Consider the following 11,987-nt stretch of genomic DNA (forward strand, 5'->3'; position numbering starts at 1 on the left):
GTCGTGTGCACTTCCGATCTGCCGGGCACCCGGCGGCGCCGCCGACCCGGCCTGCGGCCGGTTCGCCGCCGACGTCTGCGCCGCGTACCTGCGGATCGCCACCACGGGCCGGGCCGACCAGGCGGCGGTGGACCTGCTCCGGCGCTCCTCGCCGGCCGGGGTGCTGGACCGGATCAAGGCGCCCACCCTGCTCGTGCAGGGAGAGGCGGACACCCTCTTCCCGCTCACCGAGGCGGACGCCAACGCGCGCGGCATCGCCGCCACCGGCACCCCGGTCCGGGTGGCCTGGTTCACCGGCGGCCACGACGGCGGCGAGGGGCCGACGTCCGACTCGGACCGGGTGAAGTTCCTGACCGCGCAGTGGCTCGACCACTACGTCAAGGGTGCGGGCGCGGCACCGGGCCAGGGCTTCACCTTCTCCCGGATCGCCGGCTTCGACGCGCTCGACCGCGGCCTGGTGGCCACCGGCTACCGGATCACCGACTATCCCGGCGTGGCCGGGCAGGCCCACCGGGACGTCACCCTGGCCGGTCCGCCCCAGACCGTCGCCAACCCGCCCAACGGGAACCCGGCGGCGATCTCCTCGGTGCCGTTCGCCGGCGCGCTCGGCTCCCTGGTGAACGGGGTGGCGGGCGACATCCCCGGGCAGCACGCCCGGTTCGAGTCCGCCCCGCTGGCCGAGGCGGTCGACGTGGTCGGCGCGCCGACCGTACGGATCCGGGCGGCCTCGGCCACCGGCGAGGCGGTGCTCTTCGTCAAGCTCTACGACGTCGACCCGAAGGGTGCGGCCACCCTGCCCGACGGCCTGGTCGCCCCGGTCCGGCTGACCGGCCTGCCGCGGACCGTCGACGCCGCCGCGCCGGTCACCGTCACCCTGCCCGCGATCGTGCGTCGGGTCGAGGCCGGGCACCGGCTGCGGCTGGTGGTGGCCACCTCGGACCAGGCGTACGCCGGCCCGGCCGAGCCGGCCGTCTACCAGGTGGCGCTCGGCGACGGGCCGCTGACGGTGCCCACCGTCAACGCCGAGCCGATCCCGACCTCCGCCGCGATCTGGCGCTGGGTGCTGGCCGGCCTGCTCGCCGCCATCGCGGTCGGGCTCGTGGCGGTCGTCCTGGCGGTCCGCCGCCGGCACCGCCGCCAGGACAGCTCCGTCCACCCGGAGTACGCGGACGTCCCGCTCGCCGTCCGCCAGCTGCGCAAGGAGTACGCGGACGGCTTCGTCGCCGTCTCGAACGTGGACTTCGAGGTGCACCCCGGCCAGGTGGTCGGCCTGCTCGGGCCGAACGGCGCCGGCAAGACCACCACGCTGCGGGTGCTGATGGGGCTGACCCAGCCCACGGCCGGCGAGATCTACGTGTTCGGGCACCGGCTCGTGCCCGGCTCGCCGGTGCTCTCCCGGATCGGCGCGCTGGTCGAGGGGCCCGGATTCCTGCCGCACCTGTCCGGTCTGGACAACCTGAAGGCGTACTGGCGGGCGACCGGGCGGCCCTGGGCGGACGCGCACTTCGACGAGGCGCTGGAGATCGCCGGGCTGGGCTCGTCGGTGCACCGGCGGACGAAGAACTACAGCCACGGCATGCGGCAGCGACTGGCCATCGCGCAGGCCATGCTCGGCCTGCCCCAGCTGCTGGTGCTCGACGAGCCGACGGACGGCCTGGATCCGCCGCAGATCGCCGAGATGCGCCGGGTGCTCCAGCGGTACGCCACCGACGGCCGGGCGGTGCTGGTCTCCAGCCACCTGCTGGCCGAGGTGGAGCAGACCTGCACCCACGCGGTGGTGGTGAACAAGGGGCGGATCGTCGCCTCGGGGCCGGTCGAAGAGATCGTCGGCGAGTCGCCGAGCGTGCTGTTCGAGGTGAGCGACCCGGACGCCGCGCGGACGGTGCTGGACCGGCTGGCCGGCGTACGGGTGCTGCCCGACGGTGACGGTGGGCTGGTGGTGGACACCAACGGCACGGCCCGCAGCGAGGTGGTGGCCGAGCTGGTCCGCGCCGGCATCGGGGTGGACCGGGTGGTGCCCCGGCGCCGCCTGGAGGACGCGTTCCTCGCCCTGGTCGGCGAGAACTCTCGGGGAAGCGGGGACCGGTGATGGGCAGGTCGACCTCGGCGGGCACGATGGAGCGGGCCGGCGCGGCGGCGGGCTACCGGCCGTCGGCGACGTTGCCCTTCCTGGCGGAGTTCCGCCGGCAGGCGTCCCGCCGGCGTACCCAGCTCACGCTCGGGTTCATGGTGCTGCTGCCGCTGATCATCCTGGTCGCCTTCGAGTTCAACTCCGGCAACGCGGACCGGAACCGGAACAACGAGTTCGGCAGCCTGGTGGACCTGGCCACCGGGGGCGGGTTGAACTTCACCCTCTTCTCGCTCTTCGTCTCCTCGTCCTTCCTGCTGGTCGTGGTGGTGGCGTTGTTCTGTGGGGACACGGTGGCCAGCGAGGCGAGCTGGGGCAGCCTGCGCTACCTGCTGGCGATCCCCGTGCCCCGGTCCCGGTTGCTGGCGGTGAAGCTGCTGGTGGCGCTCGCGTACTCGGCGCTGGCGCTGCTGCTGCTCTTCGGCACCGCGCTGCTCGCCGGCACCCTCCGGTACGGCTGGTCGCCGCTGCGCAGCCAGGTCGCCGCCGAGCTGGCCCCGGCCGACGGGCTGCTCCGCCTCTTCGCGGTGCTCGGCTACCTGGCGGTCGTGCTGCTGGTCGTCGCCGGCCTGGCGTTCCTGCTCTCGGTGACCACCGACGCCGCGCTCGGCGCGGTCGGCGGGGCGGTGCTGCTCTGGATCCTCTCGAGCATCCTGGACCAGATCACCGCGCTGGGCGGGCTGCGCGCGCTGCTGCCCACCCACTACAGCAGCGCCTGGCTGGGGCTGCTCTCCACCCCGGCGCAGACCGACGACGTGGTACGCGGCGCCGTCTCGGCGATCGTCTACGCCACCGTGTTCTGGAGCCTCGCCTTCTGGCGGTTCACCCGGAAGGACGTCACCAGTTGATGGGAGCGTTCCCACCAGGAAGGAATTCATAGAGATTTGTGAATGAGCGGTTCATCCTGGGACTCCATCCGCAACCATCGATGGAGGTCTCGATGAACCCAGTCCGCCTGCACGGCCCCGTCCTGTCCCTGTTCCGCATGGTGCTGGGGCTGCTCTTCCTCTGTCACGGCCTGGCGTCGGTCTTCGGCGTGCTCGGCGGCAACCGGGGCAGCGGGCACGCGATCCCGGCCGGCGAGTGGCCAGGCTGGTGGGCCGCGTTGATCCAGGTGATCTGCGGCGCGCTGGCGCTCGTCGGGCTGTTCACCCGGCCCGCGGCGCTCCTCGCCTCCGGCTCCATGGCGTACGCCTACTTCACCGTGCACCAGCCGCAAGGGCTGCTGCCGATCCGCAACGGCGGCGAGCTGGCCACCCTCTTCTGCTGGTCGTTCCTGCTCATCGCCGTGCTCGGCCCGGGCACCTGGGCGCTCGACGCGCTCCTGCCCCGCACCCGCGTGACCGCCGCACCCCCGGTCGCCGACCGCACCTCGGTCCCCGCCTGACGCCGGTCGCTTTCGGGATCTTGGAAGGAAGCGGCCTTTCCGGGGGCCGCTTCCTTCCAGGATCCGAACGGCCTAACCGCCTTGATCAGGCGGTGTAGGGGGCGTCGGTGTGCTTCAGCTCGGTGACGGTGGTGCCGGAGAGTTGGTAGACAGTGGTCCGCTTGATGTCCAACTCGGCCATGCTCTTGCCGTCCGAGCGGGTCAGCCAGACCACGGTGGCCCGCTGGCCGGAGATGCTGACCGAGGTGACCGGGTTCCGGTCGCCCAGGTCGACCAGACTGCGGTAGGCCGGCTTGCCGGCCGAGTTGTGCCAGAACACGACGCTCCAGAACTGGCCGATCCCGCCCGTACGCAGCAGCACCGTGCCGACGGCGTCGGCCGCGCCGTCGCCGTCCAGGTCACCGATCCCGCACGGTTTCTGCAGCTCGACGGTCGCGCCGTCCTCGCCGCTCCAGATCCCGTCGAGCAGCGGGATGTAGTCCGGGTAGCCGTTGAACGGCACCTTCGCGCTGCCCAGCTGGGCGCCGCCGAGCTGCTTGCAGGTGAGCGCCGGCGCCTTGGGCGGGGCCGGCTTCGGTGCGACGACGGGCTTCGTCGTCGCCGCGGTCTTAGGGGTGGCGCTGGGGGCGACCGCGGCGGGCGTCGAGGCGGCCGGAGCGGTCGGGGCCTCGGCGGACGAGGTGACCGTGCTGGTCGCCGAGGAGACCGCTCCGGAGTCACCTCCGCAGGCGGTCAGGAAACCGAGCAGGGCGAGGGTCGCGAGGCTCGGCAGGGTCCGGCGCATGGGCGGGCGTTGTCCTCTCTCGGGGAAGGTGCCCGCACCGTACTGAGCCCGCGCTACCCGCATCATCGACCGCTCGGCCGCCCGGCGGCCGCCCCGTCGGCGGTCGACCTCAGGACGGGGCGCGCTCGCTGAGGACGGCGTCCAGCAGGCCCGGGTAGCGGCGGTCCACCTCGTCCCGGCGCAGCCGCACGTACCGGCTCGTGCCGGCGACCCGGGTGCGGGTCAGGCCGGCCTCGCGCAGCACCTTGAGGTGGTGGCTGCGGGTCGCCTTGGAGACCCCGAACTCGAAGGTGCCGCAGGCGTGCTCCCCGCCCTCGGCGAGGGCCCGGACGATCTGCAGCCGTACGTCGTCGGCCAGCGCCGCCAGCACGGCGGTGACCGGTACGTCCCGCAGCTCGGGTTCGTGCAGCTCCATGTGACCAGGGTAACCCATGTTCGACATTCGTCGAACAACCTCCTAAGGTCAGTGTCGTTGGTTCGACGATACTCGAACATTGGAGCTGTGATGCGCTCTCGTCACGCCGCCTTCCCGCTCTTCGCCGTACTGAGCTGGGGTGTCATGTTCCCCGTCCTGGCCAGCGCGCTCACCCGGGTGGACGCGCTCAACCTGACCACCGCGCGGTACGTGCTCGCCGCCGCCGTCCTGCTCGCCCTGCTGCTGGCCCGGGAGGGGCTCGGCGCCCTCCGCGCCGGCCGGCGCGGCGCCGAGGTGGTGGTGCTCGGCGTGGTCGGCTTCGCCGGCTTCAACGTGCTGACCAACCTCGCCCTCGGGCACGCCGCGCCACAGCAGATCGCTCTCTTCGCCGCCACCACCCCGCTGGTCACCCAGCTCGTCCGCTGGGCGCGGGACGGCGTACGGCCCCAGCCGGCGCTGCTCGGCCTGTCGCTGGTCGCCCTGGTCGGCGTCGGCCTGGTGATCACCCGGGGCCGGCTCGACGGGCTGGGCCAGTTCGGCGTCGGCGGGCTGCTCATGATCGGTGCGGTGGTCAGCTGGGCGATCTACACCCACGGGGCGGGTCGCTTCCCCGAGTACTCCCCGCTGCGCTACACCACGCTGACCGCCGTCGCGGGCACGCTCGCCATGCTCGCCGCCAGCGCCGTCGCCGACCTCACCGGACTCCAGCACGCCCCGGCCGCCGCCGACCTCGCCGCGGTCGCCCCGCAGTTGGCGTACGCCGTGGTGGTCGCCGCGGTCCTCGCGGTCCTCGCCTGGAACACCGGGGTACGCCGGCTCGGCGCGGCCGACGCCGCGCTCTTCATGAACCTGGTCCCGGTGACCACGTTCCTGGTGCAGACCGTGCGCGGCTACCGGCCCGGGGCGGTGGAACTGGTCGGCGCGGCCCTCACCATCGCCGCCCTGGTCGCCGCCAACCTGGCCACCCGCACCGGCAAGCGGTCCGTCGCCCAGCCCGTGGCCGCCGTGATCGACCGCCCCGCCGTCGTCGAGCCCGTCGCCGTCATCGCCCGCTGATCCCGCCGCCCCCGCCCCGGGTGGGCAGATTTCCGGAGAGAGTGGCCACCGAGAACCGGATGGCCACTCTTTCCGGGCACCAGGGCGGATCTTGGGCGGGGGTGGGGCGGGCGACGCGGCGGGTGGCTCACAGCGTGGGAACCCCAGGTCGCGGGTGGGCGGACTGCGCATAGACTCGACGGCACAACTGCATACCTCATCCAGAGGGGCTGAGGGATACGGCCCGATGACGCCCCGGCAACCACCCGCGCGCTCGACGACGAGCGACGGCGGGCAGGTGCCAATTCCGTCCCCGCCGCATGAGGCGATGCGGGGAAAGATGAGAGGACTCCTCGACATGACGTCGACGCTTCCCGCCACGTCCGGCATCGACACCACCCGCAGCCCGGCCCGCGCCCTGGTCTGTCGCGCCTGTTCCGCGCGCTACCCGCTGGCCGCGCAGCACGCCTGCTACGAGTGCTTCGGCCCGCTCGAGGTCGACTACGACGCCGCCGCCCTGGCCGCCGTCACCCGGGAGCAGATCGAGGCCGGCCCGAACAGCATCTGGCGGTACGCCGCCCTGCTGCCCGCCGGCCAGGACCCGGCCGGCCGGGTGACCCTCGACCCGGGGCTGACCCCGCTGGTCGCCGCCCCGCACCTCGGCGCCGAGCTGGGCTTCACCGCGCCGCTCTGGGTCAAGGACGACAGCGGCAACCCGACCCACTCGTTCAAGGACCGGGTGGTCTCGGTGGCGCTGACCGCCGCCCGCGCGCTCGGCTTCACCCGGTACGCCTGCGCCTCCACCGGCAACCTGGCCAACTCGGTGGCCGCCCACGCGGCCCGGGCCGGGGTGCCGTCGGTGGTCTTCATCCCCAGCGACCTGGAACAGGGCAAGGTGGTCACCACCGCCGTCTACGGCGGCGACCTGGTCGCCATCGACGGCTCGTACGACGACGTGAACCGGCTCTGCGGCGAGCTGGTGGAGACCGACGAGTTCGAGGACACCGCCTTCGTCAACGTCAACGTCCGGCCCTACTACGCGGAGGGCTCGAAGACCCTCGGCTACGAGGTGGCCGAGCAGCTCGGCTGGCGGATCCCCGCCCAGGTGGTGATCCCGATGGCCAGCGGCGAGCTGCTCACCAAGATCGACAAGGCGTTCTCCGAACTGGTCGAGATCGGCCTGGTCGAGGCGCCGGCCGGCGGCTGGACGGTGTTCGGCGCGCAGTCCGCCGGCTGCAACCCGATCGCCACCGCGTTGCACGCCGACACCGACACCATCACCCCGGTCAAGCCGACCGGCATCGCCAAGTCGCTGAACATCGGCGACCCGGCCGCCGGACTCTACGCCCTGGAGGCGGTACGCCGGACCGGCGGCTGGATGGACTACGCCGACGACGACGAGATCCGGGCCGCGATCCGGCTGCTCGCCCGGACCACCGGGGTCTTCGCCGAGACCGCCGGCGGGGTCACGGTGGCGGTGCTGCGCAAGCTCGTCGAGTCGGGCCGTCTGGACCCGGCCAAGGAGACCGTCGTCTTCAACACCGGCGAGGGCCTCAAGACCATCGACGCGGTCGCTCCCCAGGTCGGCCCCACCCACCGCATCAAGCCCACCCTCCGCGCCGCCCGCGACGCCGGCCTCCTCTCCTGACCCCCACCCACCGCCCCAGGCTGTTGATCAAGGGGTTTACGTCACCGGGAGGGCCGATCCCGACGCAAACCCCTTGATCAACTCATCCGGCCGGGGAGGGCGGATCGCCCGGGCGGGGGATCGGGGAGATCCGGTGGGTAACTGGCGATTTGCTGTGAGTACGGAAAACCCGCCGACAAGGACTTGACGGCAGGAACCGGACGGCGCAAGATGCTCCGTGCGGGAGGGCATCCGCCGGAGACTTTTTAAGTTCTTACGACCCAGCGCCGGAGGCGTTGTGCGGACGTCCCTCCCGACCAACGTCCGAAGGGGCCGGCGGAAAACCGCTGGCCCCTTCGCTGTGCGGGGGCGCACCCTCACCCCATGGGCATCTCCGTCACCCCGCTCGATCCGGCTGACCAGGCGACCCTCGACGCGCTGTACCGGATCGCGGCGGCGGCTCAGGCCGCGGACGAACCCGACCTTCCTCCGCCCTGCCGGCGCCGGTTCGAGGCCCCGTTGCGGCACCCGATGCCCGGCATCGACACGCGCTGGTCGGTGGCCCGCCTCGACGGGATGCCGGTCGGCTGGAGCCGGCTGTACCTGCACACGCTGGACAACACCGAGAACGCCAGCGTGGAGTTGGTGGTGGACCCGGCGTACCGGCGGCGCGGGGTGGGGCGCGCACTGCACGAGCACGACCTGAGGCAGTTGCGCGAGCACGGCGGCAAACGGCTGGTCGGCGCGACCGTCACCCCGCTGCCCGGGGAGGAGAGCCGGGAGCTGCCCGGCGCGGCCTTCGCGGCGGCCGTCGGGGCGCGACCGGCGCTCGCCGACGTCCGTCGCCGGCACGACACCTCCACGCTCGACCGCCCCCGGCTGGCCGCCCTGCTGGCCGAGGCCCGCGCGGCGGCCGACGGCTACCGCACGGTCCGCTGGCGCGACCACGCGCCCGAGGAGCACGTGGCGGGCGTCGCCTACCTGGAGGGCCGGCTGCTGCTCGACGCGCCCCTCGGTGACCTCGCGTGGGAGCAGGAGAAGATGGACGCGGAGCGGATCCGGGGCGTGGAACGGGCGCTCGACGCCCGGGGTGTCCGGCGGTACAACGTCGGCGCGGTGCACGAGGCGTCCGGCCGGCTGGTCGCCTGGAGCCAGCTCAGCCTCGACGCGAGCACCGTCGAGCACGCCTGGCAGCAGATCACCATCGTCGATCCGGCGCACCGCGGCCACCGGCTCGGCCTGCTCTGCAAGGCCGAGAATCTGGCGCACGTCGTGTCCCACGAGCCGGGGCTGCGCATGATCGACACCTACAACGCGGCGGAGAACACGCACATGATCGCGATCAACCAGCAGCTCGGGTTCCGGCCGGCAGCGGGCTCGACCGACTGGCAGCTGACGATCTGACTTGTGACACGCCCCTACTGATCTGGTGGCTTCCTGTTGCATGATGGCGGGCATGACGGAGACCCCGCACCCCCTGTACGACAGGCACGCCGACACCCTGAACCGGGCGCTGACCGCGATCTCGGAGCGCGGGTACTGGTCCGCCTACCCCGAGTCGCCCAGCCCCCGGGTGTACGGCGAGACCGCCGCCGCCGACGGCAAGGCGGCGTTCGAGGCGTACCTGAACGCTGACTTTCCCCTCGACCAGGCGGGTGACGGCGGCGCCGTCGCCACCGAGGTCAGCCCGTTCGGCCTGGCGCTGAACGTGCGCTACCCGCACGCCGCCGCCGACCAGCTGGTCGCCGCCGCCACCGCCGCCCTGCCGGCCTGGCGGGACGCCGGCCCGCAGGCCCGGGTGGGCGTCTGCCTGGAGATCCTCGACCGGCTGCACAAGAACGTCTTCGAGCTGGCCAACGCGGTGCAGTTCACCAGCGGCCAGGCGTTCGTGATGGCGTTCCAGGCCGGTGGCGCGCACGCGCTGGACCGGGCGCTGGAGGCGGTCGCCTACGCGTACGCCGAGATGACCCGGCACCCGGGGACCGCCGGCTGGGAGAAGGCCGCCGGCAAGGGCGACCCGCTGCGGATGTCCAAGACGTTCCACGTGGTGCCGCGCGGGGTGGCCCTGGTGATCGGCTGCAACACCTTCCCGACCTGGAACTCGTACCCGGGGCTCTTCGCCTCGCTGGTCACCGGCAACCCGGTGATCGTCAAGCCGCACCCCCGCGCGGTGCTGCCGCTGGCGATCACCGTGAAGTACGCCCGCCAGGTGCTCGCCGAGGCCGGCTTCGACCCGAACCTGGTGCAGCTCGCCCCCGAGGCGGCGGACGAGAAGCTCGCCTCCACCCTGGCCCTGCACCCGGCCGTGAAGATCGTCGACTTCACCGGTTCCACCGAGTACGGCGACTGGCTGGAGGCGAACGCCCGGCAGGCCGCCGTCTACACCGAGAAGGCCGGCCTGAACACGGTGGTGATCGACTCCACCGACGACTTCGCCGGCCTGTGCCGCAACCTGGGCTTCACGCTCACCCTGTACAGCGGCCAGATGTGCACCACCTCGCAGAACCTGCTCATCCCGCGCGACGGCATCGAGACCGACCAGGGGCACAAGAGCTTCGACGAGGTGGCCGCCGGCATCGGCGCGGCGGTCGGCAAGCTCACCGCCGACCCGGCCCGGGGCGTCGAGCTGACCGGCGCGATCGTCAACGACGGGGTGCTGGAGCGGCTGGAGGAGGTCACCAAGGTCGGCGAGCCGGTGCTGGAGTCGCGGACCGTCGAGCACCCGTCCTTCCCGGGTGCCGTGGTGCGTACGCCCACGATCGTGAAGCTGGACGCGGCGGACACCGCGACCTACTCGCGGGAGTGGTTCGGGCCGATCTCGTTCGCCATCGCCACCGACTCGACCGAGCACAGCCTCCGGATCCTGCGCGAGACGGTGGGGGAGAAGGGCGCGCTCACCGCGGCCGTCTACTCCACCGACGAAGCGGTGCTCGACGCGGCCGAGGCGGCGGCGATCGACGCCGGGGTGCACCTGTCCTGCAACCTCACCGGCGGCGTCTTCGTCAACCAGTCCGCGGCGTTCTCCGACTTCCACGGGTCGGGGGCGAACCCGGCGGCGAACTCGGCGCTGACCGACGGGGCTTATGTCGCGAACCGGTTCCGGATCGTGCAGTCGCGCCGGCACGTCTGAGGCCTGGTTGCTGTTGGGGTTTCCGGGGCGGGGTGCGCGGGGTTTTCCGGGGCTGACCGCCCCGCTCCGGGCGGTCAGGCTTGATCCCTCCGCGGGGCGGCCTGCCCCGGAAACCCGTCCGGGTCTCCCTGGTCGCAGGTGACGGGACCTCCGGGGTGACCGCCCTGGGCAGGGCCCTCGGTGGGCGGGGTCAGGCGGGGCGGCGCATCTGGAGTTCCTGGAGGGTGGGGATCCGGGGGTGGGGGACCCGGACGCCGGTGTCGACGAAGCCGAGGCGCTGGTACGCGCGGTAGGCGCGGTCGTTGCCGACCACCACCTCCATCATCAGCTCCGGCCGGCCGCAGGCCCGCGACCAGGCCGCCACCTGGTCCACGAGGGCGTCGAGCAGTCCGCTGCCCCGCCAGGCCGGGGTGAGATAGACGGCGTAGACGATGGTCAGGCCGGGCTCGTCCGGGGCCGCGACGCCGCCGGCGTGCCCGACGAAGCGGCCGCCCGGATCGGCGACGAACTGGGCACTCCCGCAGCCCTGGGACACCGCGGCGATCCGGGCCGCGTACTCGGCGTGCGGGCGGGCGGCCGCCTCCGCCACGGTCTCCAGGAAGGCCAGCGGCGAATCGGCGAGCATCTCCAGCCGGAGTGCCCGCATCCGGGCGGCGTCCGCCGGGCGGACTCGCCGGACGGTGGCGGTGCCGGCCGCGGTCATGGTGGGCGCGCTGGTCATGTGGCCATGCATACCGGAGGGCCAGGGAGCGGCACTCAGCCGGGGCCGACACTGGCCGGAATATGCCCGATTTGTGGTCGTGCGGTGTCGTCACGCCTCGTGTAGCGTGCGATTTCGGTCACCGATTCAGCGGCCGTCGCCGATCGCCGAACCGGTGCTCCGCCGGTGCCGGTCCGCCGGTTTCCGGGTTCTGGAACGCCGCGCAGAGTGAGGAAGTGCACCGTGGCACAGGGCACCGTCAAGTGGTTCAACTCCGAAAAGGGCTACGGCTTCATCGCCGTCGACGGCGGGCAGGACGTCTTCGTCCACTTCTCCGCGATCGAGATGGACGGCTACAAGGCGCTGGACGACGGCCAGCGGGTCGAGTTCGAGATCGCCCAGGGCCAGAAGGGTCCGCAGGCCGAGCGCGTCCGCGTCATCGCCTGACCCGCTCCGCCCGCCGGCGGATTTCCACCCCGATCAGGGGCTGCGGTGCGGGCGCGCACCAGGGAAGATCGTGAGCCGTTCCAGCCATCGTCGCTGAGGAGGGTTCATGTCCGACCAGCCCCCGTCGGGCTCCACCGAGCCGGTGCCCCCGGCGTCGCCCGGTACCCCGACCGGTCCGACGCCGCCCGGGCCCTCCCCGGCCGGCCCGCCAGGATTCACCGTGCCCGGGCAGCCCGGCCCGGCCGTGCCGGGCGGGCAGCCCTGGCCGGCGTACCCGGGTGACCCGGCGGGCCAGCACGCCTGGTCGGCTCCGTCCGGCCCGGCGTACCCGGCC

General features: G+C 73.0%; 11 protein-coding genes, 1 pseudogene and 1 riboswitch. Of the genes and pseudogenes, 9 read left to right on the forward strand and 3 right to left on the reverse strand.

Going from position 1 to position 11,987, the window contains the following annotated elements; genetic code table 11:
* The 3 genes from ACWEVO_RS15685 to ACWEVO_RS15695 form a co-directional block, all read left to right on the forward strand.
* Positions 1 to 2,089, forward strand: a 2,089-nt coding sequence (locus tag ACWEVO_RS15685) for an ATP-binding cassette domain-containing protein (protein ID WP_452308226.1), incomplete at its 5' end; no start/stop codon positions are given.
* Positions 2,089 to 2,976, forward strand: coding sequence for an ABC transporter permease (locus ACWEVO_RS15690; RefSeq protein WP_452308227.1), 888 nt, complete (start codon positions 2,089 to 2,091; stop codon positions 2,974 to 2,976). The genes ACWEVO_RS15685 and ACWEVO_RS15690, both read left to right, overlap by 1 nt.
* Before the next feature lie 92 nt (positions 2,977 to 3,068).
* Complete coding sequence (locus ACWEVO_RS15695; RefSeq protein WP_452308228.1) at positions 3,069 to 3,515, forward strand: DoxX family protein; 447 nt, start codon at positions 3,069 to 3,071, stop codon at positions 3,513 to 3,515.
* An 85-nt stretch (positions 3,516 to 3,600) separates the two neighbouring features.
* Here ACWEVO_RS15695 and ACWEVO_RS15700 read toward each other — a convergent pair whose 3' ends face one another.
* Both ACWEVO_RS15700 and ACWEVO_RS15705 read right to left on the reverse strand, forming a co-directional pair.
* Entirely contained in the window at positions 3,601 to 4,299 is a 699-nt protein-coding gene (locus ACWEVO_RS15700; protein ID WP_452308229.1) for a hypothetical protein, read from the reverse strand.
* Positions 4,300 to 4,408: 109 nt separating this feature from the next.
* Positions 4,409 to 4,714: an ArsR/SmtB family transcription factor gene (locus ACWEVO_RS15705; protein ID WP_452308230.1), complete on the reverse strand. Its 306-nt coding sequence runs from the start codon at positions 4,712 to 4,714 to the stop codon at positions 4,409 to 4,411.
* 90 nt (positions 4,715 to 4,804) lie between these two features.
* Between ACWEVO_RS15705 and ACWEVO_RS15710 the strand changes: the two genes are divergently transcribed.
* The 4 genes from ACWEVO_RS15710 (at position 4,805) to paaN (ending at position 10,506) form a co-directional block, all read left to right on the forward strand.
* Positions 4,805 to 5,770 (forward strand): DMT family transporter, encoded by a 966-nt coding sequence (locus tag ACWEVO_RS15710; RefSeq protein ID WP_452308231.1) that lies wholly within the window; start codon positions 4,805 to 4,807, stop codon positions 5,768 to 5,770.
* Between the two features lie 193 nt (positions 5,771 to 5,963).
* Positions 5,964 to 6,096, forward strand: a riboswitch (SAM riboswitch).
* Between the two features lie 11 nt (positions 6,097 to 6,107).
* Positions 6,108 to 7,397, forward strand: coding sequence for a threonine synthase (gene thrC, locus ACWEVO_RS15715; RefSeq protein WP_452308232.1), 1,290 nt, complete (start codon positions 6,108 to 6,110; stop codon positions 7,395 to 7,397).
* 363 nt (positions 7,398 to 7,760) lie between these two features.
* Positions 7,761 to 8,780 (forward strand): N-acetyltransferase family protein, encoded by a 1,020-nt coding sequence (locus ACWEVO_RS15720; RefSeq protein WP_452308233.1) that lies wholly within the window; start codon positions 7,761 to 7,763, stop codon positions 8,778 to 8,780.
* Positions 8,781 to 8,832: 52 nt separating this feature from the next.
* Positions 8,833 to 10,506, forward strand: a complete 1,674-nt coding sequence (gene paaN, locus ACWEVO_RS15725; RefSeq protein ID WP_452308234.1) for a phenylacetic acid degradation protein PaaN — start codon at positions 8,833 to 8,835, stop codon at positions 10,504 to 10,506.
* 190 nt (positions 10,507 to 10,696) lie between these two features.
* Here the strand turns inward: paaN and ACWEVO_RS15730 are convergent, their stop codons facing one another.
* Positions 10,697 to 11,227, reverse strand: a complete 531-nt coding sequence (locus ACWEVO_RS15730; RefSeq protein WP_452308235.1) for an N-acetyltransferase family protein — start codon at positions 11,225 to 11,227, stop codon at positions 10,697 to 10,699.
* Positions 11,228 to 11,449: 222 nt separating this feature from the next.
* Here ACWEVO_RS15730 and ACWEVO_RS15735 point away from each other — a divergent pair, with 222 nt between their 5' ends.
* Together ACWEVO_RS15735 and ACWEVO_RS15740 are read left to right on the forward strand one after the other, a co-directional pair.
* Entirely contained in the window at positions 11,450 to 11,653 is a 204-nt protein-coding gene (locus tag ACWEVO_RS15735; RefSeq protein ID WP_067305333.1) for a cold-shock protein, read from the forward strand.
* Between the two features lie 106 nt (positions 11,654 to 11,759).
* Positions 11,760 to 11,987 (forward strand): annotated as a pseudogene (locus ACWEVO_RS15740) (hypothetical protein); the annotation flags it as partial.

Source organism: Micromonospora sp. NPDC003776 (genome assembly GCF_053605645.1).